Source organism: Pontibacterium sinense, assembly GCF_015209595.1.
Taxonomy (GTDB): Bacteria; Pseudomonadota; Gammaproteobacteria; order Pseudomonadales; family Balneatricaceae; genus Pontibacterium; species Pontibacterium sinense.
Genome location: NZ_JADEYS010000014.1, coordinates 81,479 through 102,560, shown reverse-complemented (window position 1 = coordinate 102,560; position 21,082 = coordinate 81,479). Strand labels below are relative to the sequence as shown.

Here is a 21,082-nt window from a genome sequence, read left to right as displayed (position 1 = left end):
GCGCACAAGGAATGAGCGTGGCTCATTTAAAGAGGCAATGTCACAAGTAACGTGTCCGGGGAGTCTCTCCAAGCCCGGACGGGATGGTTCAGAATGTCATTTCTGGTACGTGATCCGGTACAACAAGTTCGCCTTCTGTCTTTTCGATAATCTCTTCAACAGAAATGCCCGGTGCACGTTCCTTCAGATGGAACTTGCCATCTTTAATTTCCAGATATGCCAAATCAGTCAGAACTTTCTTGATGCAACCTGCGCCAGTCAGTGGCAGGGAGCATTTAGTCAGCAGCTTAGAGTCGCCGTGCTTGGATGCATGCGTCATCAGGACGATGATGTTGTCCGCACCGGCTACCAGATCCATTGCGCCGCCCATGCCTTTGATCAGCTTGCCAGGGATCATGTAAGACGCGATGTTGCCTTCAATATCAACTTCGAATGCACCCAGTACAGTCAGGTCGACATGACCGCCACGGATCATTGCGAAGGATTCAGCAGAGGAGAAAATTGACGCACCGGTCACGGCTGTCACGGTCTGCTTGCCAGCATTGATCATGTCGGCATCAACTTCGTCTTCGGTTGGGAATTGTCCCATGCCCAGCAGGCCGTTTTCGGACTGCAGCATAACTTCCATGCCGTCAGGGATGTAGTTAGCCACCAGTGTAGGAATACCAATACCCAGGTTTACGTAGTAACCGTCCTGCAGCTCACGTGCAACGCGCATCGCCATCTGTTCGCGGGAAAGTGCCATAATGAATCTCCTCCCTTATGCTTCGCGCACTGTGCGCTGTTCAATACGTTTCTCGAAAGTGCCCTGAATGACACGGTCGACGTAAATACCCGGTGTGTGGATCTGAGTTGGATCCAGTTCACCTGGCTCAACAATCTCTTCCACTTCAACTACGGTGATCTTGCCTGCAGTTGCCGCCATTGGGTTAAAGTTCTGCGCTGTGTGGCGGTAGATCACATTACCGTAACGGTCTGCTTTCCAGCCTTTAACAATAGCGAACTCACCGGTAATGGATTCTTCCAGGATGTAGTTGCGGCCATCGAACTCACGTACGTCCTTGCCTTCACCTACCAGCGTGCCGTAACCGGTCGCGGTATAGAATGCAGGGATGCCAGCACCACCGGCACGCATTTTTTCTGCCAGCGTACCCTGAGGAGTCAATTCAACTTCCAGTTCGCCTTCCAGCAACTGTTTCATGAACAGTGCGTTCTCACCCACATAAGAAGAAACCATCTTCTTAACCTGCTTATCTTCCAGCAGGATGCCCAGGCCAAATCCGTCTACACCACAGTTGTTGGAAACAATGGTCAGGCCGTTAACGCCCATTTTTTTGATTTGCGCGATGCAACCTTCGGGAATACCGCACAGACCAAAGCCACCAGCGATGACGGTCATGTCGTTATCCAGACCTGCCATTGCCTCTTCGTAGCTGTTTACCACCTTGTCAAAACCGGACATGGGGAGAACTCCTCTCGTTATTATTCAGTTCCAGAGCGTCTAATCATCTGCTCTGCAACAGTTCAATTCAACTTGCTTACAATCCAGTCATGCATGGTGATTCGGGCACCGTGACACTGAGTGTTTGCTCGCTTCATGTTGAATAGCATCTATTAGATGGTAATATTTATCCAATTTAAAAATTTCAATAATTCATTTAGTTTATTTATGAATGTAACCATTAAGCAGTTGAAAGCATTTGTTGCAGTAGCGAAAACGCGCAGTTTTGCCGAAGCGGCTGAGCTGGTTTATCTGTCGCAACCGGCTCTGAGTATTGCCATCAAAAACCTGGAAGAAACGGTCGGTGGAACACTGTTGGCAAGATCCACTCGCACATTGGCGTTGACCCCGGAAGGGGAGGCATTTTACCCGGTCGCCGAACGTCTGTTGGCAGACTGGGATGATGCAATGTTGGAGCTGCATAACCTGTTCTCCCTGAAACGTGGCAAGCTCTCCATTGCTGCGATGCCATCCTTCGCGGGGCAGCAATTGCCCAGTGTTCTGGGTGGTTACCGCCAGTTGTACCCCGATATCAACGTGACCGTACAGGATGTTGTGGCTGAGGCTGTCGTGGAGATGGTACGCAGCGGGCGGGTAGAAGTGGGTATCGCTTTTTTGCCTGATAGCTCAATCGACGACCTGAACTTCGAAACCCTGTTTGAGGACCGGTTTGTTGTTGCGTTACCAGCCGATCATCCGTTGCTGGAAAAAGATGCAATCACGTGGAATCAGTTGAAGTCTTACCCCTTTATTGCACTGCAGCGACCGTCCAGTATTCGTGAGGTTATTGAACGAACATTGGAAGAGAAAAAATTTAATCTGAATATAGAGTTAGAGTCGCATCAGCTGATCACCATCATCCGTATGGTGGTCTGTGGGCTGGGCGTCAGTGTGGTTCCGTCACTTTGTATCCCGCAGATCGAACAGCTGGGCGGGCAGTGGCGCCCATTAAAAGCCCCGGTGATTACGCGAAAGGTGGGTATATTTACGCGCAAGCGTTATCCACTTTCGGCGGCGGCAACCGCAATGATCGACGTATTGCGAAAGGGTGAGTTTCAGCTGGAGTAGTATGGACTCAATATATTGTTGAGTAATGACTCATATAAAAGCCTGTCGCAGATCAACACGCTTCCGCTCGTAAATCGCTACATTGGGTGCCGTTGTGTTGTCCGCTCAGGGAGAGAGTAGAGCAAGACAGCGACTTCTCTGCACGGGCCTCCCTAAGTCAGCAAGGCGGTTCCGTGCAATCCCTTCTTACCGCACGCCAATTTACCCAAAATCTCCGATATCTCTGCGTCATTCTGACAATGTCAGAAATTTTAGATAAATTCTCAAAAAGCAGTTGATGAAGCTGATGTTTCTCAATAGAATACGCGCCTCATGTGATCGGGGCTGGCTACGCCACCTGAGAACATTTGCGGTGAGGTGTCCGAGTGGCCGAAGGAGCACGCCTGGAAAGTGTGTATACGGAAACGTATCGAGGGTTCGAATCCCTCCCTCACCGCCATCTAATTTAGAACGAAAAAGCCCTGGTTTAGCGACCGGGGCTTTTTTGTATCTGCGGTATTTGAATGGAGGGTGAGAACCCTCGCGGTTCGAGTCGAGCGAAGCGAGACAACAGTGGAGCTTGCGAGGCTGGCCCTGAAGGGGCGAAGTAATCCCTCCCTCACCGCCATCTAATTTGAAACGAAAAAGCCTTGGTTTAGCGACCGGGGCTTTTTTGTATGCGTAGTATTTGAAAGTCGCGCGCGACTTCTCGCGCTTCTACCTGCCAAGTACAATCGGTGTGCACGCAAGATTCTTACTTCTACTCACTATGTAATATTTAACCAGCGTAACGCCCAGAGACAGAGCATGCCCCCGACGACTGGCCAGAATACACTTTTGCTAAATCGAGTGATCAATATGGTGACGATCGCAGCGATGATCTGGTCATAGTTGAGCTGATAGTCTGTCAGTGGTCGGGTAAACAGTATGGCCGGGATGCAGAGCGCGGCCAATATTGCTGGTGGTAGCATCATCAGGATGGGTTTGCTGCGACGAATTAGCGCTTCAGCGCTGCCATGTAGCTGAATAAAGGACAGTCGCACAAGAAAGGTTCCCAGCCCCACCGCGAAGAACAGTAGCCACAGTTCTGTATTGGTCATGCTCAAGTTATTCACATCAGTGCTAGTCATGTGATGCCCCGCGCATTTTTAACAGGTTTGGTAATACTGCTCCGCCTGTCACACCCGCAGTGACGGCTACGATAAATCCGAAGTTATAAGGTAGCCACTGTAATAACACGATTGTAGCGCCGGATATCATCGCCACCATCAATAACAAACGATTACTGATCGTTGAAACAAGCATTGCGAGAAATGCCAGAGGAATCGTAAATTCCAGCGACCATCCAGGGGGAATCCCAGCACCCAGTACAACGCCCAAAACGACTGAAATTAGCCAGCTGAGTGCCATTGCGATCGACACACCGGCGATATACCAAACCTGTTCGTGTTTTGATTTCTGAAGTTGTTCCGGCATGGAACAGAGACCGTATACCTGATCTGACAGCATATAAGCCATTGGAAAACGGTATCGCTTTTTTAGTGGCCCTAGCAACGGCGCGAAGGTCGCGCTGTAGATGGCGAAGCGGAGGTTAACGACCACCGCAGTCACCAGAATAATCACGAAGGGCGCGTTGTCCTGGATAAGCGAATAAGCTGCTAACTGAGCGGATCCGGCAAAGAAGAGGACAGTCATACCGAGCACCATTTCTGGACTCATTCCCAGAGACACTCCGGTGGCGCCAGCGATAAGGCCAAACGGTAAAACACCGGATACCAGGGGTAAAAAGTCACGTACACCGAGCCAGAAATGTTTACGATGATCTATCAATGGTTGTGTCCTAAACGCAAAACAGGGCGGAAGCCCTGTTATTGAAAGTGATGGAACTGTGATTGGTATAGCTAGCGCCCTTGTCAGATAGAATGCTGGCGGCGCGAATATGTGGTCATCAGCATAGCAGGCAATGTGACAAATGCCATAACCGATTATGGCGCGTCATCTAAGGCATTCTCCCCATATCTATACGGCAAATTTTGCTAGGGACCTGGGGCATTTTTAAGCTGTAGGGTGATCGTTGCGATGACGCAAATATAACCTGAACGTTATATAGCTTTAGCTCTGATCATAGAACTCCGCACCCGCGAGTACGTGCTCAAAGGCTTCACGTTCATGTATGTCTTGCCCATAATCTGTATCCATACAAAGTGTCATTTCACATTTATCGCAGCTGTAGACGGTATGATCACCGATGTGTGCAACCTTTTGGAGAGAGGGGGTTGGTGCGGCATCTGCAGCTGGAGTTAGGCAACAAGTGCAGTAATCCTTGCGTTCCGACATATGACGAGTCCTTCGTTAAGTGTGTTACGAGTCGCAGAATCATCCAGTTTGAATAACTCTTCGTGTTCCTTGAACGGTTGGACTGCATTTCTCAACTTAGGATATCAAGAACGGTATATCCATATGTTATGTGTGTATACCGCTGTATATAAAGTAGCTTTGGTTTCATTATGCGGATATAGGATAAATTCCTAATTTTCATTGTATGGCAGTGAATGTTTTGGATGTGACGGATGCCCAAAGCGCGTCAGTGGGATAGAGCGGAAATCCACTGATGGCAGCTGTGACGTTGGATAAACAGTGGATGCACCACGCCGTCCTGAAAGGAATCCACGACAACTATTCATCGCTGGGTAGAGACCCAGACGTTACTTAGTGGGTAGGTTGCCTCTAACTTTTCCTGCACTGCACGATGATCCTACCGTTCTATCTTCTCTTTGGATGGGTGTATTGCTGAGCTATCTGCCTCAGTAGCCCGTGGTGTATAGGGTTCGAATAAGGACATTTGTAGCGCAAATGATCTTATTAGAACTATTGATTTCTGTTATGTGAATTCTCCAGATAATCTGATTTTTAGCAGCTGACTAGCTCGCTTTTGTAACGTTCGGACCTGAAAAAGTGCCAAAGGTCATACGTAAAAATTAGAAAAATAAGAGGATATTAAACATGCAGATGCCACACACTTTGTCGATTCCAAATGGCGAAAAGGTGCAGCCAACATTTTCCAAAGAGGAGCTTGGCGCCCGTTTGGAAAAGCTGCGTCGTTATATGGCTGAGAATGACCTGCAGGCGGTGTTGTTTACTTCTTACCACAACATCAACTACTACAGTGATTTTGTTTACTGTCGCTTCGGTCGTGACTACGGTCTGGTTGTGACTCAGGATTCCTACACGACGGTGACTGCAAATATCGATGGCGGTCAGCCTTACCGCCGTAACCAGTTGGGCGATAACGTTGTATATACCGACTGGCAGAAAGATAACTTCTTTTATGCACTGAAAAATCTGGTTAAAGATGGCGGTAAATTCGGCGTCGAATTTGACCATATGCCCCTGCAAAACCTGGAAAAGATGAAGGCCGCGTTCCCATCGTCCGAATTCGTGGATATCGGTGTGCCGACCATGAAGATGCGAATGATCAAATCCGAAGAAGAGATCGCCGTCATCAAGAATGGTGCACGTGTTGCAGACATTGGTGGTGCCGCGATCCGCGATGCAATTGCCGTGGGTGTGCCAGAGTATGAGATTGCGTTGGCGGGTGTTCAGGCGATGGTGCGTGAGATCGCAGCGACCTATCCTGAAGGTGAGCTGATGGATACCTGGGTCTGGTTCCAGTCCGGTATTAATACAGATGGTGCGCATAACCCGGTGACCAGCCGTAAAGTCGAAGCTGGCGATATTCTGAGCCTGAATACCTTCCCCATGATTGCCGGTTATTACACCGCGCTGGAACGCACGTTGTTCAGTGAGTTCGCATCTGATCGTCATCTGGAACTGTGGGAGATCAACTGTGAAGTTCATCGCCGTGGTCTGGAGCTCATCCGTCCAGGTGCTCGCTGCTGTGATATTGCAGCCGAACTGAATGAAATCTTCCTGCAGCATGATGTGTTGCAGTACCGCACCTTTGGCTACGGCCACTCTTTCGGAACACTCAGCCATTACTACGGCCGCGAAGCTGGGCTGGAACTGCGTGAAGACATCGATACGGTGATCGAGCCGGGCATGGTGGTTTCTATGGAGCCCATGCTGATGTTGCCAGAAGGTCTGGCAGGAGCGGGTGGTTACCGTGAGCACGATATCTTAGTGGTGGGAGAAGACAGTGTTGAAAACATCACTAAATTCCCATTCGGTCCAGAGCACAACATCGTTAAATCCTGAAACTTAAGCCGATTAACTGCACCGTTAAGTAACCCTGTTATTTGGCGGTGCGGATATAACCTGTCCTGTCTGCATAACAGGGATAAGGGCAGGGGAGACGCTGCTGTTACAGCAGCCAATGCTAGATCTTGTTCCACTAATAAAAATAAAAGAGGTGGTCAAATGACCCGATTCAGCAAAAAGTTCACCGGGATGCTCGCCGCAGCAGCCCTCTCCGCAAGTGCTTTAACTCTGACACTTCCTGCTCAGGTGCAGGCTGCAGACGGTGGTCACATCCTGGCGCACGTGATGCCGACAGATCATATCTTTAACAGTGTTTCTGAACAGTTCATCAGCAAATTAGATGAGCTGTCAGGCGGCACTGTGAATATTGAATATCATCCGGGCGGCGATCTTGGTGATTGGTCGACGATTACCGAACAGGTGATGCAGGGGGCGTTGCCGATGACGATGGCCTGGTCCAATTCCGAGCTGGATCCACGCCTTGATATTGCCAATCTGGGTTATGTCGCTGATGACTGGGAAAGTGCAACTAAGGTGTACGGTCCGGGTAGTCAGATGGACAACCTGTTTGCAGAGATCTATGACGGACTGAACGTTGAGCTGCTGGGTACACTGCCGACTGACTTTACGGGTTATGTAGTCCGTAAAGGCGTGGATGTGCCGGTTAAAATTCCTCAGGATTCTAAAGGCTTTAAGATCCGTGTACCTAACTATCCGATGGCGATCGACCGCTACAGTGCGTTGGGTTTCTCGGTTGTGCCGATGGCGTTCTCCGAAGTGCATACCGCGCTGCAGACCGGTTCAATCGACGGTCGTGCATTCTCTCCCCCGTATGAAGTGCTGATGTTCCGCGATGTGTTGCGCGCTTACGTGTATACCCGTGAATCTTTCGAACCAACGTTCTGGATCGCAAGCAAAAGCTGGCTGGCGAACCTGAGTGATCAGGAGCGTGCCTGGGTTCGTGAAGCGGCTGACTATGCCACTCAATGGGCGTGGGACAATGCCGAAGAGTTCAGTCAGGGGTGGTTGGATAAGATTCAAGCCGCAGGTATCGAAGTGCTAGAGCAGGATTCGGCTCAGGCTGCCGCGTACAAGAAGACGGTAATGGAAGTCGAATGGCCGATCATGGAAGGTCTGCTGGGTAAGAAAATCATGTCTGACCTGAAAGAAACCGCCGGTCTTTAAGATCCGGGGTAGTTCTGGAGAGCCTGCGAACTGCGCTTTGCAGGCTCTTTTTACAAGAGCAATCAACGGAGCTTAATTATGAGTATCGAGTATACCCATCCGGATGAAATGGTTGGACCGGCATACGTCAAGGCAGTACCGGGGGACGCAAAAGCAAGGCAGTCGCTGTTTTTCAGAATTGAAGCCCGTATGGCGCAAGTGATCGCCATCGCAATGGTGTTTGCAACATTAGCGCTGGGTTTATTGATGGCAGCACAGGTGGTGATGCGTTACGGCCTTGAATCGCCTTTTCTGGGAATCGAGGAGTTGGCACCCATGCTGGCATTGTGGGGTTATTTTCTGGGTATGGTCTATGCCACCCGGGATCAGGACCATATCTCTGGCGGCATCGTCGCGCTGATCTTTAAGAACCACACCTTAATACAAGTCATCCGTCTTGCAGGTAGTTTTGCCTGTTTACTGGCGGTGTGTGTCTTTGGCTACTTTGCACTGAAGTTTGCTCAGTTCAATCTGGATCTCAATCGGAAAAGTATTTACATGCGCTGGCCCAAGTACCTTTGGGACTTCAGCATGGTGAGTGGTTTTGCACTGATGGCGTTCTATTACTGCCTGCAAATTATCGCTGAGATACGAGATCTGAAAAAGGGTTCGGACAGTTCGAAGTAGAAACACGGATTAATACGCACTGAGTAAACAGTTTGCTGATAACAATCCGTACTCACTAAAAATAGTGCTCATAGAAAAATAATAAGTAAAAAGGTGTGGTCATGACAATATTCTTCCTGACTATTGCGATTGTCGTTGTTCTGCTACTGCTTGAAGTACCCGTTGGTTTCTCTTTTGGTCTCGGCGCATTGTTTTATGGTGTTCTGACCGGTACCGACATCTCCTTCCATGCCGGTTATGGTTATTCCCAGATTGGGGCGTTCTCACTGTTGGCATTACCCCTGTTCGTGCAGGCCGGAACCTTGATGGGGACTGGCGGGATATCGGAGCGCTTACTGGATTTTGTGAACGCTTTTGTTGGGCGGACCAAGGGCGGATTGGGTGCGGTCACCGTACTCAGCTGTGCAATGTTTGGCGCAATCTCCGGCAGTGCTTCAGCCGCCATTGCTGCGATCGGCAAGATCATGGTGCCGCGGATGATTAAGGAAGGTTACCCCGAAGGACATGCGACAGCACTGGTCGCCGTATCATCGGTATTGGCATTGATGATTCCGCCAAGTATTCCAATGATCGTATTTGCGATAGCAACCCGGCAGTCGGTCGCTAAGGTGTTTCTGGCGACGATGTTGCCAGGTATTCTGCTGGCGCTGGTGTATTGTGCGCTGAACTTCTGGTTCCTACGCAAGAACAACACCATAAAGGTGTCACCAAAGCTGCCGCTGCGTGATGTGGGGCGGGAGATCTGGGGCGCAGGCAAGCGCGCTAGCCTGGCGATCATCATGCCGTTTATCATCCTGGGCGGAATCTATAGCGGTGTGGCAACGCCCACAGAGGCGGGAGCGGTTGCTCTGGTATATACACTGTTTGTCGGTTTTGTCATCTACCGGACGATGACAATACGGAACCTGTTTGAGTCGAGCAAAGATGCAGCCATCTTAACCGGCTCGGTGATCATGGTGCTGTTCTTCCTGTTTATTCTCAGTCGGGGCATGATTCTGGCGCAGATCCCGAATCAATTTGCAGAGCTTTTGCTGAGTATCTCAGATAACAAAATTATCCTGCTATTAATTATCAACATGCTGTTATTGCTGATGGGGATGATTGTTGATGATGTTTCCGGTGGTGTGCTGGCGGCGATTATCCTGATGCCGGTGGTGCAGAAGATTGGTATCGATCCGGTTCATTTTGCCGCGATCGTAGGTACCAACCTGGGTTTGGGTAATATCTCTCCGCCTTGTGCACCGCTGCTCTATATGGCCGGCGGGGTGACTAAGCTGTCGCTCGACAAATATATCGGGCCCACCATGAAATTCCTGCTGCTGGGGCATCTGCCCATGGTGTTTGTGGTGACGTTCATACCTGAACTGAGCTTGTGGCTACCGAGCCTGCTGGATTAATTGAAGCTTCTTCTACCGATGTCGGCGACGCAGGCATCGGTATCAACTTCGAACAATTGCAGTGATTAGGCCCTAATTGCTGCAATATCCCTTAGGAGTTTTTATGGTGACCTGGTTGATAACCGTGGCAGGAAAGGATCAGCCCGAGCTGCTACATAAATTTTGTGAAACCATCGCACTCATGGAGGGTGTATTTCTGGATAAGCAGCAGACGGTGATGGCGGGGCAGGTGACCGCTATGTTTAAAGTCTGTCTGCCAGCTGCGCATATACCCTTTTCAAGAAAGGTCTTTGCTGAGTATAGGGTTAAAGGGTTGGACATTATTTCGGTACAGGAACTCAATCCAGATCCGAGTAAGAGCCACCGTCTGGCACTGGAATTACACGGTCAGTATCGCTTTGGTATTGATTTCGATATCCGTACGATTCTTGAGTCTCATGGAGCCCAGATTGAGCAGTTGAATCAGCATTATATGGGGCAGACCCCAGAAGGTAAGCGGCAGTTTACCTCTAAAGTTCATGCTGAACTGACCCGCCCCATATCTGAACCTAATCTCTTACAGGCGTTGTACCGTCTTTCACCTGAGCTAAGTATCCGCCTCAGTATTGATGAACCGGAACATGTACTAGTCAGTTAATACCATGAGACCGTCTCAAGAGATCCTTCAATGGCTGAATTAGCTGTTCTGTGTGCCGCATATTCGATCAGTCTGTTTTAACGGGGAGTGGCTGGCTATTGGAGTGGGCAATAACCGAGCATTTCTCCACGGTAGACCGATATCGAATAATGTTTATAGCACGCTTGATCACGATGGCGATCGCTACGCTTATCTACTGCCTGAGCAATCGACAGGACAGGGCTGATGAGCCGAGATCTATTGTGTCAGCGCACGGAGAGAAGGCTGTTTCCGGTGTCTTGCGGCATCTTAAATGACGCCGGATAGTTCTGGCTTTGTTTCAGACCTCGGCGGAGGAAATCCAGCAACAGCGCCGCCGCAGGCGACAACGTATTCTGATCATAGTTGAATCCGATGGTGACCTTGCCAAGGTCTGGAAGATCACTGTAGGTTTTTTCTGCCTGGAAAATTTCAGGAATGGTATTTAGCACCAGCGCACTGATGCCCAATCCCGCTTTTATCGCCGATTGAATGCCTAGCAAACTGGACGAACAGTACAGTACACGCCAAGGGATATTGGCCTTATTCAGGGCATCGGTGATGTGCTTACGATAGATGCACCCTTGCGGATAAAGCACCAGAGGCACCGGCTGGTTTTTGTTTAGAACAAAGCCAGGATCAGCGATCCAGGAGAGTGTTTCAACAATATAGTCCTCTTCGCCAAAGCCGTGTTCGTGATACTCATCCATCGTCATCACCAGATCATAAGATCCCTTCTTATATCCATCACGCAGGTTGATGCTGACATCTGAGTTCACATCAAGGGTGACATCGGGATAGGCACGGGAAAACTTGGAGAGTAAGACCGGCAGGAAGGACACTTCGAAATCGTTTGGGGTTCCCAACCGCACGGTACCGCTGACAGAAGGTGTCGACAGGCGCGACACCACGGCATCGTTCATCTCCAGTATTTTTCGCGCAGAGCTGTATAAAATCCGTCCTTCTTCCGTTAACTGCAGACCCCCGACCCTATTAAATAGCGGAACATCCAGTAACTCCTCCAAACGCTTTACCTGCAGGCTTATCGCAGGTTGGGAACGGCCGAGTAGCTCGCCAGCCTGAGTAAAACCGCCGAGGTCATTAATGGTGGTGAAGGTGCGAAGTAGATCCATGGGGATATTTTTCATAGCGACAGACCGATATCTTATTTTTGTATCTGAACACATGGTTAAAAGTAACTCTGCGGCATAAGCAATGCAAATGATATTATTTAAAGTATTGCTTGGACTAATGGGGCTTGGGTTTTTAGCATCGTAATATCTGTGCACTGATTGCCAGTTGATACATCGAGAACGGCCAGGGAATACCAACCACTCAATCGCATGGATGCCCGATCAGGAGAATAATAATAATGCGTAAGCACATTGATCATACCCAGCACACCAGAAAGGTTTTGCCCGATAACGTCAGACCTTTGCAGATAGAAGGCAAGCGTCGTTTCAGTCATCTTATGCGGGATACCAACCGTGCGTTCTTGCCTGGAAACAAGGAGAGTACGAACGTTGTTCGGGTTGCTTTTATCTTGCCCGAACACTTTTCTATGATGGCTTTTACCGCGGCAGTTGATGCGTTAGTCACCGCCAACCTGGTACAAACATCGCCCCTGTTTAAGTTCGAAACTTATGGTGTCAGTACCGAAAAAGTCAGTTCTGACCTTGGCATTGAGATCTCAACCGAAGGCAGTCTGGATCGCCTTAACGGTAAAGGGAGCGGCGAATTTGATGTGATCATCGTGTGTGGTGGCTTTCGGTGTTCTATGGCAGAAAACAAAGCCCTGACAGAACTTCTGAAAGTTACAGCTAAAAACAGCGCTGTTGTCGGTGGTATCTGGAATGGGGCGATCTCGCTTGCCTATGCCGGCTTACTGGATAATATGCAATGTGCGTTGCATCCCGATAATCATGCTTTCATGCGTGAACGATTTACCAACGTGAAGGTGACAGATAATACGCTCGAACTGGAACCCTCGGTTATTACCAGTGCCGGTCCTGCGAGTGCATTGGAGATGATGTTGCAGTTGATTGACCAGTTGCAGGGGCGGGATGTTGTACGCGCGGTGCGTGAGATTCTCAGCTGTGATCAAGTTGTAGAGCAGGGCAGTATTAAGCTTACGGCTGCTACTGAGCGCCCTATAATACCGGACAATTTGCGGGATATTATTCAGCTGATGAAAGCAAATATCGAAGACCCGCTGAACGTTGATGAGTTGACGGGCTGCATCGGTATTTCAAGGCGTCAGATTGAACGGTTATTTCAGGCGTATTTGGATACATCACCCTCTCGGTATTATCTGGAGCTACGCATCACCCAGGCCCGCCGTTTGCTTTTGCAGAGTAATGACAGTGTTACGAATATTGCATTGGCCTGTGGTTTTGTGACTTCCAGCCACTTCAGTAACTGTTTTAAGGATTTCTTTGGTATTTCGCCATCGCATGTACGGGACAAGTACCGTCAGGACTTTAGCTGATGTGTGGTGACATAGTTTGCCGCGTTTAGAGTGATTTTCCTCTACATCGCTGGACGAAGGACACGATTAAACGGCGTGCCCTTCGACGGCATTGAATCTGTGTGTAGACCGAACTCAGGGCTTCGTTTAGGAAATTCTCGGTAGCCCTCTAATGCACGAAGAGGAAGCCCAGCCATTTTCAAAGGTGATTGCGGGAACCCTGTAGCGTGAGCGATGTAATGTCTGGCTACCAAGGAATCGTTGATCCGTCGTAATCAAAAAAACCACCGCTAAAGTCTTCACGATTGGAGGTGTTGACGTGGTCCACGACCCTGCGCATGCCCTTAACGCTGGTGTCTACGTCGATAGCGCCTTCGGAACCTCCCAAGTCTGTTCTGACATGACCGGGATGCAGCAATAGACAACTGATTCCACGTATTGAAAAATCCTTTTCCACGCAACGGACGGCCATGTTGAGCGCGGCTTTTGATGAGCGATAGGCGTAGGCTCCCATCCCATTGTGTGTGAGTGAGCCCATCTTGCTGGTCGTGAAAGCCATGACCTTCTGGTCGGAAGCGGCAACGTTTTCGGCCAACGCTTCTGCAATCCGAATCGGGGAGATTGTATTGATTTCAAACGTACGAACCCAGTCCTCATCATCAATCTCACCAAGAGGCTTGTTCTTGTCGAGATAGACGCCTGCGTTATTCCAGAGAACATCGATCGGTATGCCACAGAGTTGGGCCTTAAGTGCGGCAATGGAATCCGGATCGGTCACATCAAGGATCAGTGGCTCGGCACCTTTCGCCACGGTTGTCCCCGGACTTCGTGTGGTTGCCAGTACGCGCCACCCATCCTTTAGATACGACTTTGTTAGCGCAAGACCAATCCCACGATTTGCACCCGTAATGAGTATGGTAGGCATCTGTTTATCTTCCTATTGGTATGGCTATGGATATGGATTTGACAGGCATGCGCTTGAGCCGCAATCGTACAAGTGACACGCTCATATGCCGAGGTGTCACCTTGCGTCCGCTTCAACTTACGTCTTCGGGTTCGGTACGTTCAAATTTAACATGTGCCAGGCAGTGCAGGTTATGAGCGTCGTCGATGGTGATCTCTTCGAACGTCAAGGTTGAACCGGATAGTAGCTGAGCCATGCGTGCCGTATCCAGTGAAATCATTGAACCAATTTTGGGATAGCCTCCAATGGTTTGGCGGTCATTCAGCAATACAATGGGTTGGCCGTCGGCTGGAATCTGGATGGCGCCGTGACAGATCCCTTCTGACAGAATGCCATCAATAGAGGCTTTAACCTCCGGGCCGGATAAGCGATAACCCATTCGGTCGGCACGGTCTGTCACTTGGTAATCGCTACTGAAAAACATCCGTTTATCGAAATCACTAAATGAATGCTGCTGATAACCTGTAATGACACGCAAGCTGATATTGTCCGTGTATTCAGGCCGGTGGAGTTCTGGCAGGCGAAAGGCCTGGCCGGAGGTCACTTCATTGCAGGGTAGGTAATCGCCTTGCTTCAGCTTATTGCCATCACTCAGGCCACCAATACCTTCACGCGTGACGGTTGCGGTACTGCCAAAGCTATGTTCAATCTGGAAGCCGCCGCTGACGGCCAGATAGGCGCGCGCCCCCTGGCTGGCATAACCCAGCTCAATACGGTCACCTTGCTTGATGCGGTGGGCGTGCCAGCGCTCGAACTCAATCCCGTTTATTTTAAGCGGCATCTCTGCACCGGTCAGTACCAGCAGCGTATTCACTTCCGCTTCCAATACCAAACCGCCGATACTCACTTCCAGAACGGTGCTGTTCACAGGATTGCCCAGTAAGCGGTTCGCCCATTTAAAGGCCAGCATATCCAAGGGGCCACCACTGGTCAGACCGATACGATGGTGACCAATACGACCGGCGTCTTGAAGTAATGTAAGCAGGCCGGGCTGTAATACTTTAAAGCCGTTCATAGTTCACCTCCCAGCGCCAGATACTGCGTGCGACTGATCGGTTCGAAGCGAATGCGATCACCTACCTGCACCGGCATCGTGGGTTTTTTATTGGGGTCAAACATGGGTGTAGGGCATAAGCCGATCAGGTTCCATCCCCCCGGAGAAACCGCCGGATACACAGCTGTTTGCTGATCCGCAATGGCCACCGATCCCTTGGGGACTTTCTGCCGGGGTGTCGAGAGGCGTGGCGCCGCTATACGTGGATCGACCTCTCCAAGATAGGCGAAACCCGGTGCAAAGCCGATGGCGTATACACGGTATTCTGTCTGACTGTGGATCTGGATCACCTCATCGATGCTGAGGTTTGCGCGCTGCGCCAAATTTTCCAGATCAGGACCTGACTCGGTGCTGTAGTAGGCGGGTAGAGTGATCAGCGTACCTTTAGCCTGCGGGGCGCTTTCCAGTTGCGTCAGTATGTTCTGCAACATGGCTTGAATTTCGAGGTGGTCGCAGGTCAGCTGATCGTAAATCACCAACAGTGATGCATAAGAGGGCACCATGTCGATCAGCTTGTCGGCCATCTCAGTTTCAAGAATCGTCACTGCCCGTTGTACCTTGGCTGAGGTATGCGGGTCTGTATCCTCACCAAAATAGATGATCAGGGCGTTTTCGCCGGCTATTTCTATACGCATGACTTGATCAACTCACGAATCTGCTGGATCGCATTGACGCCATCCATATTGTCGCCGTGGACACAGAGCGTATCTGCTCTTAACCGCAGGGTTTTACCACTGACGGTGGTGATCGTGCCGTGTTCCTTGAGTTGCTTTACCTGGGACAGCATTTTCTCGGTTCTGTGCACGGCGCCTGCCTGACTGCGCGCCAGCAACTTGCCGTCGTCGGCGTAACAACGGTCAGCAAACACCTCGAACCAGAGATGAATTCCTGCCTCTTGCGCTTCCTGTTCATGCTGCTCCGCCTCCGGCGTACTTTGCAGCATCAGTATCAAGGGTCGGTGGTAGCTTGAGATGGCTGCCATCACGGTTTCACGCATGGCTGTATCCGCCATCATATCGTTGTACATTGCGCCATGGGGCTTAACGTATTCCAGTGTTAAGCCGAGGGTTGATGCCATGCCATCGATGGCGGCGATTTGATACAGCAACATCGCCTTTAGCTCAGCGGCGCTGGTTTTGATGCTGCGTCGACCAAAACCTGCCAGATCCGGATAACCGGGATGGGCACCGATGGTGACGTTATTCTGTTTGGCCAGTGACAGGGTGTGTTGCATGACCAGCGGATCGCCTGCGTGGAAGCCACAGGCGATGTTCGCCAGATCAATATGTGGCATTGCCGCGTCATCCAGGCCCATTTTCCATGACCCAAAGCTTTCGCCCAGATCGCAATTCAACTGTAGTGACATCGGAATCTCCTTATTTACAGAATAGCTAATCGGCTATTGGGGAGATCGGTGACAATCATGTAACCGGGGCTATGAGTAATGCAGAAAGACGGTTTTGCCTGTTCAATCGCGACTTGAGGTGTCACACCGCAGGCCCAGAATACCGGTAGCTCATCTTCTTTGATGGTCACGGCATCGCCGAAATCTGGCTGGTTGATATCTTCAATGCCAATCAGTGACGGATCACCCAGATGCAGTGGTGCCCCATGCACGGAGGGGAAACGGGTGCAGATCTGTACAGCGCGGATCGCGTCGGCGGCTTTCATTGGCCGCATGCTGACAACGGTTGTACCGCTAAAGCGTCCGGCTGGTCGACACTCAATGTTGGTGCGGTACATCGGCACATTGACACCTTCGCTGATGTTCCGCACTTCCAGACCATCCGCCAGCAGGGCTTCTTCAAACGAGAAGGAACATCCCAATACAAAGGTCACCAGATCATCACGCCATACCTCAGATATGTCATTCAGCTCTTGGGTCATCACGCCGTTTTCATAGATTCGGTAACGCGGTACGTCGCGACGGATGTCCAGGTCTTCACCCAGCTCAGGCAGCATGAACTGACCGGGTTGACCGGACATGCCGATAATCGGGCAGGGCTTGGGATTGAGCTGGCAAAACTGAAGAAATTCATCAGCCCACGCTTTGGGCAATATGGCGAGGTTGCCTTGAACAAAACCCGGGGCCAGGCCCGATGTATTGTCGTTATATTCACCATTTCGAATCAGCTGTCGAATGTGAGAGGGGGTTTTATCTGCGTACATGGACGAACCTTTATTATTGTAAGTTTGATACGACGGTCATGTGGCTTAAGTGGTGCGCTCTATTGGCTTCCTGAGTCAATCAGTAGGCAGCGGGCGCTGCTTGTTGCTCCAGCCAACGGGCTGCCGCTTCCTTGCTGCTTCCAAAGAACACCACACGCGGATTGATACTCAGCGAGCCATTGGCTTTGATTGATCTGCGGTATACCCACCAGCTGTTATGTGCGATCTCGATGATTTCATCGATGTGGTGGATCTGCTTAAAGTGTTGCAGCGTGAGAGCGTTGTTCATTGTCGGTCAGAGGTCTCTGTGTTCGATGGCGAAGTGAAAAAGAGTGCTTCAACCGCCGAAGCAGGTTGAAGCAAGAGTCGCCAAATCGTTGATCAAAAAACGCGTCAGTCAGATGGACTGTCAGCTCAGCGTATCTATCTGCTCAATCACAACGGTGATGGTCGCAAGGCTCGGGTTTGGTGTTGCCTTGATCTCATTTATGAGTTCAGCGTAGTGCTCGCAACCGACAGGCAATGAATCAACATGCTCGTCTGACCGTCTGCTTAACAGCCGCACGGCTTGATTCTTCACCGCATGGTCCATGTTCTTTGACATCGCATCCTTCGCTTTGCGATGCCAGCGGTCATAGTTTGGGATCGAGTTCAGGTAGCGACGTAACCAGAACACATTGAGGTCGCCGTTGAGTGTGAAGTAGGTCGTGACAACCCGATCCATCTGCTGATGGTCGAAGTCAGCGATCACCGCGATATCCAGTGCGGGATACAGGTATTCCAGCGCCGATAGTTTTTGCGCCAGTTCCGTCGGTACGCCTTTGTCTGTGAGATCTGAGACCGCATGTTGATAAGACTGCGTTTCTTCTTCCGTTAACAGCTGCGGCAGATTGTCTTTGAGGTGATTTACCCAGGGGGTGAAGCTCTCGACCACTTTTTGAGTGTCAAATGTCTCATCGGTATGGTTCAGCAACCAGTGTGCAGCTTTCTCCATCGGAAAATGCAGCTTGAGGTAGAGTTCCATCTGCAGGTCGTTGGTTACGGCAAAACCAAGCGCCTCAATTTCCTGCCCCAGTTCGGCTGTTCTGAAAATCTCCCGGGCTGCAATGTGGGACTTAACCCAACGGGTCGCATCGGTATTTTTAACTTCCAGCAGATTGTTGCAGAAGGTGGATCCCATCCGGTTTGCGACCTGATTGGTAATCTGGGCGGCCAGAATTTCTTTGCCCAGTGGGTGATTGCGGATGTGGTCCGGGTAACGCTCACGTATTACTGAGGGGAAGTAGCCGAACAGTTCCTTCCGAATGAGTTCATCCTCAATCAGGTCAGAGTCCACAAGTTTATTGAACAGGTAGGTTTTGCTATAGGCGAGCAGAACGGCGATTTCCGGTCGGGTCAGCCCTTGCCCTGTTTTGACGAGCGCGTTCATGCTGACGCTGTCTGGTAGATCCTCCAGCTCACGATTCAGCAGCTGCTTTTTGTCTAACAGATGAATCAGCTGGGCATGCTTATCTATGAACAACGGGGAGGTATGGTTTGACTGACTCAGCATCTTGCTTTGCTGGAAGTTATTGCGCAGAACCAGATCAGCCACTTCGTCAGTCATCTCTTCCAGCAGTTGGTTGCGCTGGGAAAGGTCGATAACACCGTCCTCCAGTAACTGCTGGAGGAGTATCTTGATATTCACTTCGTGGTCGGAACAATCTACGCCGCCAGAGTTGTCGATGGCATCGGACGTTACCCGACCTCCTTGTTTGGCAAACTCGATACGCGCCAATTGTGTCAGGCCCAGATTGCCACCCTCGACAATGATGCTGGCCCCCGCGTCTTGAGCGTTGATCCTCACCGCATCATTGGCGCGATCACCGACCTCCTGATGACTTTCTGCGGATGCCTTGATATAGGTGCCGATACCGCCATTCCATAACAGATCGACCGGGGCTTTGAACAGGTGGCGGATCAGCTCGTCGGGACTGATGGCTGCGACCTGTGGGTTGATATTGCACAGCGCTCGGATCGGGTCTGTCAGACGGATCTGCTTTGAGTGTCTGGAGAAAACGCCACCCCCGTCAGAGATCAGTTTTTTCGAGTAGTTGTCCCAGGTTGAGCGGGGCAGTTCAAATAGACGTTTACGCTCGATAAAGCTTATGTGGGCATCAGGGTTGGGATCGATAAAAATGTGCTGGTGGTTAAATGCTGCGACCAACCGGATATGTTGAGAGAGCAGCATGCCGTTACCAAATACATCGCCTGCCATGTCACCAATGGCAATGGCCGTGAAGTCCTGAGTTTGGCTGTCGATGCTGCGCTCTTTAAATAGGCGGCGGGTCGATTGCCATGCGCCTTTGGCGGTAATGCCCATTTTCTTGTGGTCGTAACCGTGAGCGCCACCGGAGGCGAAGGCATCACCCAGCCAGAAGTTGTAATCCTGAGCGATGGCATTGGCAATATCGGACAGTGCCGCGGTGCCCTTGTCGGCGGCAACCACAAGATAGGGGTCATCGTCGTCATATCGGACCACATCAGCGGGTGGGATGACCTCGCCACCTTTCAGGTTATCAGTGATGTCTAACAGGGCGGCAATAAATTCCGAGTAGCGCAGAATCAGGTCGTCCCGTCCGCCACGCTTAATTACGAAGCCACCCTTTGCTCCAACCGGTACGATCACCGAGTTCTTAACCATCTGAGCTTTCACCAGCCCAAGGATTTCGGTGCGGAAGTCCTCTCTGCGATCGGACCAACGGAGTCCTCCCCGCGAGACTTTGCCGCCGCGTAGATGCACGCCTTCAATTCGCGGGCTGTATACGAAGGTTTCGAATTCAGGGACCGGCAGGGGAATGCCATCGATCTGTTTCGGACGTAGCTTGAAGCTCAGTGCTTTGGGAATGGCACCGGGCAAGGATGGTTGGTAAAAATTGGTGCGGATCATGGCGCTGAATACTGAATAATAGCTGCGCAGAATGCGGTCTTCATCCCGCATTGTGACTCGATCCAATGCCGCGAGAATTTGTTTCTCCAACGAGTCCAGCTCCGGCAGTCTTTGTTCAGCAGGTAATGCGGCTGGTTGGCTAAATTTGAAGCTGAAGAAGCGTATTAACAGGGTCGTAATATCGCTGTGTCGGGTCAGAACCTCTTCAATGTAGGACTGGCTGAAGGGCACATTGATCTGTAGGAGGTATTTGGCAACAGCCCGCAGTAACACCAGCTCGTTAATGTTGATGTCCGGCACGGTGACTAAGCGGTTAAACCCATCATTTTCGACATCTGCATTTATCACGGACAGGAACAGTTGCTTAAAATTCTGTTGCAGGGGTTCATTCCCAGTCAGCTCACACTGGTCACTACGGAGCTTAAGGTGAATACACCAATCTAACTTTTCAGCACGCTTTGCTTCTGTGGGGTGACGGCTGTTGGCGGAAATAACCGTAGCGCCCATATTCTCAAGTACCGGCAGCAGTTCGGAGAGTGCCATCAGCTCGCCTGTACCGTTGATACAGAAACTGACCTGCGGCTGTTCTAACGGATCTTCGCTGAACCAGCAGTTGTTTACCTGAGTTGCAACGGATGTTGCTTCGCTGTGCTTGGCGTTGGCCGCGAGTCTTTTATTGTTATTGTCTTGCTGTGTCATGATCTCATCCAACTATATTTCATAGGTTGGGGTTCATCGTCTCGCCAGTAGCGCCAGATGCTGCTACCGGCTCATATTGGTAACGTCCATAGCAGTGACGTCCCTGTCAGCTGTTATGTCCTATCGCTGAC

The 21,082-nt window shown here is 50.6% G+C and carries 19 protein-coding genes, 1 tRNA gene and 1 other RNA gene; 9 read left to right on the top strand and 12 right to left on the bottom strand.

The annotated features are described in order from the left end of the window. Positions 1-88: 88 nt before the first annotated feature. Positions 89-745: a 3-oxoacid CoA-transferase subunit B gene (locus tag IOQ59_RS14070; RefSeq protein ID WP_193954019.1), complete on the bottom strand. Its 657-nt coding sequence runs from the start codon at positions 743-745 to the stop codon at positions 89-91. A 15-nt stretch (positions 746-760) separates the two neighbouring features. Continuing rightward, positions 761-1,462: a CoA transferase subunit A gene (locus IOQ59_RS14065; RefSeq protein WP_193954018.1), complete on the bottom strand. Its 702-nt coding sequence runs from the start codon at positions 1,460-1,462 to the stop codon at positions 761-763. A gap of 207 nt (positions 1,463-1,669) precedes the next feature. On the opposite strand from IOQ59_RS14065, the gene IOQ59_RS14060 reads away from it, so the two are divergent. The 3 genes from IOQ59_RS14060 to IOQ59_RS14050 all read left to right on the top strand — a co-directional run bounded on the left by IOQ59_RS14060 (position 1,670) and on the right by IOQ59_RS14050 (position 3,176). Continuing rightward, the gene (locus tag IOQ59_RS14060) at positions 1,670-2,569 is read left to right on the top strand and encodes a LysR family transcriptional regulator (RefSeq protein ID WP_193954017.1); all 900 of its coding nucleotides are present in this window, start codon (positions 1,670-1,672) and stop codon (positions 2,567-2,569) included. 351 nt (positions 2,570-2,920) lie between these two features. Continuing rightward, positions 2,921-3,008 (top strand) — tRNA-Ser (locus IOQ59_RS14055). Between the two features lie 51 nt (positions 3,009-3,059). After that, positions 3,060-3,176: non-coding RNA, RtT sRNA (locus IOQ59_RS14050), on the top strand. Positions 3,177-3,315: 139 nt separating this feature from the next. Here IOQ59_RS14050 and IOQ59_RS14045 read toward each other — a convergent pair. Continuing rightward, positions 3,316-3,678, bottom strand: coding sequence for an AzlD domain-containing protein (locus tag IOQ59_RS14045; protein ID WP_193954016.1), 363 nt, complete (start codon positions 3,676-3,678; stop codon positions 3,316-3,318). Next, positions 3,671-4,378, bottom strand: coding sequence for an AzlC family ABC transporter permease (locus tag IOQ59_RS14040; protein WP_193954015.1), 708 nt, complete (start codon positions 4,376-4,378; stop codon positions 3,671-3,673). The genes IOQ59_RS14045 and IOQ59_RS14040 overlap by 8 nt, the downstream gene beginning before the upstream one ends. Positions 4,379-5,551: 1,173 nt before the next feature. On the opposite strand from IOQ59_RS14040, the gene IOQ59_RS14035 reads away from it, so the two are divergent. The 5 genes from IOQ59_RS14035 (at position 5,552) to IOQ59_RS14015 (ending at position 10,651) form a co-directional block, all read left to right on the top strand. Beyond that, positions 5,552-6,763, top strand: a complete 1,212-nt coding sequence (locus IOQ59_RS14035) for a M24 family metallopeptidase (RefSeq protein ID WP_193954014.1) — start codon at positions 5,552-5,554, stop codon at positions 6,761-6,763. A gap of 162 nt (positions 6,764-6,925) precedes the next feature. Continuing rightward, entirely contained in the window at positions 6,926-7,951 is a 1,026-nt protein-coding gene (gene dctP, locus IOQ59_RS14030; protein ID WP_228050910.1) for a TRAP transporter substrate-binding protein DctP, read from the top strand. Positions 7,952-8,029: 78 nt separating this feature from the next. Beyond that, entirely contained in the window at positions 8,030-8,617 is a 588-nt protein-coding gene (locus tag IOQ59_RS14025) for a TRAP transporter small permease (RefSeq protein WP_228050909.1), read from the top strand. Positions 8,618-8,718: 101 nt separating this feature from the next. After that, entirely contained in the window at positions 8,719-10,014 is a 1,296-nt protein-coding gene (locus tag IOQ59_RS14020; protein ID WP_193954013.1) for a TRAP transporter large permease, read from the top strand. A 103-nt stretch (positions 10,015-10,117) separates the two neighbouring features. Further along, positions 10,118-10,651, top strand: a complete 534-nt coding sequence (locus IOQ59_RS14015; protein ID WP_228050908.1) for an ACT domain-containing protein — start codon at positions 10,118-10,120, stop codon at positions 10,649-10,651. Positions 10,652-10,896: 245 nt separating this feature from the next. Here the strand turns inward: IOQ59_RS14015 and IOQ59_RS14010 are convergent, their stop codons facing one another. Beyond that, entirely contained in the window at positions 10,897-11,817 is a 921-nt protein-coding gene (locus tag IOQ59_RS14010; RefSeq protein ID WP_193954011.1) for a LysR substrate-binding domain-containing protein, read from the bottom strand. A gap of 224 nt (positions 11,818-12,041) precedes the next feature. Here IOQ59_RS14010 and IOQ59_RS14005 point away from each other — a divergent pair, with 224 nt between their 5' ends. After that, positions 12,042-13,157: a GlxA family transcriptional regulator gene (locus IOQ59_RS14005; protein ID WP_193954010.1), complete on the top strand. Its 1,116-nt coding sequence runs from the start codon at positions 12,042-12,044 to the stop codon at positions 13,155-13,157. Positions 13,158-13,383: 226 nt separating this feature from the next. Here IOQ59_RS14005 and IOQ59_RS14000 read toward each other — a convergent pair whose 3' ends face one another. The 7 genes from IOQ59_RS14000 to IOQ59_RS13970 all read right to left on the bottom strand — a co-directional run bounded on the left by IOQ59_RS14000 (position 13,384) and on the right by IOQ59_RS13970 (position 20,951). Then, the gene (locus tag IOQ59_RS14000) at positions 13,384-14,061 is read right to left on the bottom strand and encodes an SDR family oxidoreductase (protein ID WP_193954009.1); all 678 of its coding nucleotides are present in this window, start codon (positions 14,059-14,061) and stop codon (positions 13,384-13,386) included. Between the two features lie 112 nt (positions 14,062-14,173). Then, positions 14,174-15,115 (bottom strand): 5-oxoprolinase subunit C family protein, encoded by a 942-nt coding sequence (locus IOQ59_RS13995; RefSeq protein WP_193954008.1) that lies wholly within the window; start codon positions 15,113-15,115, stop codon positions 14,174-14,176. Then, a complete protein-coding gene (pxpB, locus tag IOQ59_RS13990) occupies positions 15,112-15,789 on the bottom strand; it encodes a 5-oxoprolinase subunit PxpB (protein WP_193954007.1) in 678 nt (225 codons plus the stop codon). Before pxpB ends, IOQ59_RS13995 begins: the two co-directional genes overlap by 4 nt. Further along, positions 15,780-16,520, bottom strand: a complete 741-nt coding sequence (locus tag IOQ59_RS13985; protein WP_193954006.1) for a 5-oxoprolinase subunit PxpA — start codon at positions 16,518-16,520, stop codon at positions 15,780-15,782. Before IOQ59_RS13985 ends, pxpB begins: the two co-directional genes overlap by 10 nt. Positions 16,521-16,534: 14 nt before the next feature. Further along, a complete protein-coding gene (locus tag IOQ59_RS13980) occupies positions 16,535-17,323 on the bottom strand; it encodes a putative hydro-lyase (RefSeq protein ID WP_193954005.1) in 789 nt (262 codons plus the stop codon). 79 nt (positions 17,324-17,402) lie between these two features. Continuing rightward, positions 17,403-17,612, bottom strand: a complete 210-nt coding sequence (locus IOQ59_RS13975) for a hypothetical protein (protein ID WP_193954004.1) — start codon at positions 17,610-17,612, stop codon at positions 17,403-17,405. A gap of 120 nt (positions 17,613-17,732) precedes the next feature. Continuing rightward, a complete protein-coding gene (locus tag IOQ59_RS13970; protein ID WP_193954003.1) occupies positions 17,733-20,951 on the bottom strand; it encodes an NAD-glutamate dehydrogenase domain-containing protein in 3,219 nt (1,072 codons plus the stop codon). Positions 20,952-21,082: the final 131 nt, after the last annotated feature.

Bases quoted from the DNA above. Each gene is read 5' to 3' on its own strand.
- dctP (WP_228050910.1), top strand. From the start codon at position 6,926: ATGACCCGATTCAGCAAAAAGTTCACCGGGATGCTCGCCGCAGCAGCC.
- IOQ59_RS13975 (WP_193954004.1), bottom strand. From the start codon at position 17,612: ATGAACAACGCTCTCACGCTGCAACACTTTAAGCAGATCCACCACATC.
- IOQ59_RS14045 (WP_193954016.1), bottom strand. From the start codon at position 3,678: ATGACTAGCACTGATGTGAATAACTTGAGCATGACCAATACAGAACTG.
- IOQ59_RS13980 (WP_193954005.1), bottom strand. From the start codon at position 17,323: ATGTACGCAGATAAAACCCCCTCTCACATTCGACAGCTGATTCGAAAT.
- IOQ59_RS14020 (WP_193954013.1), top strand. From the start codon at position 8,719: ATGACAATATTCTTCCTGACTATTGCGATTGTCGTTGTTCTGCTACTG.
- IOQ59_RS14025 (WP_228050909.1), top strand. From the start codon at position 8,030: ATGAGTATCGAGTATACCCATCCGGATGAAATGGTTGGACCGGCATAC.
- IOQ59_RS14035 (WP_193954014.1), top strand. From the start codon at position 5,552: ATGCAGATGCCACACACTTTGTCGATTCCAAATGGCGAAAAGGTGCAG.
- IOQ59_RS14010 (WP_193954011.1), bottom strand. From the start codon at position 11,817: ATGAAAAATATCCCCATGGATCTACTTCGCACCTTCACCACCATTAAT.
- IOQ59_RS14015 (WP_228050908.1), top strand. From the start codon at position 10,118: ATGGTGACCTGGTTGATAACCGTGGCAGGAAAGGATCAGCCCGAGCTG.
- IOQ59_RS14060 (WP_193954017.1), top strand. From the start codon at position 1,670: ATGAATGTAACCATTAAGCAGTTGAAAGCATTTGTTGCAGTAGCGAAA.
- IOQ59_RS14065 (WP_193954018.1), bottom strand. From the start codon at position 1,462: ATGTCCGGTTTTGACAAGGTGGTAAACAGCTACGAAGAGGCAATGGCA.
- IOQ59_RS14005 (WP_193954010.1), top strand. From the start codon at position 12,042: ATGCGTAAGCACATTGATCATACCCAGCACACCAGAAAGGTTTTGCCC.
- IOQ59_RS14000 (WP_193954009.1), bottom strand. From the start codon at position 14,061: ATGCCTACCATACTCATTACGGGTGCAAATCGTGGGATTGGTCTTGCG.
- pxpB (WP_193954007.1), bottom strand. From the start codon at position 15,789: ATGCGTATAGAAATAGCCGGCGAAAACGCCCTGATCATCTATTTTGGT.
- IOQ59_RS13970 (WP_193954003.1), bottom strand. From the start codon at position 20,951: ATGACACAGCAAGACAATAACAATAAAAGACTCGCGGCCAACGCCAAG.
- IOQ59_RS13995 (WP_193954008.1), bottom strand. From the start codon at position 15,115: ATGAACGGCTTTAAAGTATTACAGCCCGGCCTGCTTACATTACTTCAA.
- IOQ59_RS13985 (WP_193954006.1), bottom strand. From the start codon at position 16,520: ATGTCACTACAGTTGAATTGCGATCTGGGCGAAAGCTTTGGGTCATGG.
- IOQ59_RS14070 (WP_193954019.1), bottom strand. From the start codon at position 745: ATGGCACTTTCCCGCGAACAGATGGCGATGCGCGTTGCACGTGAGCTG.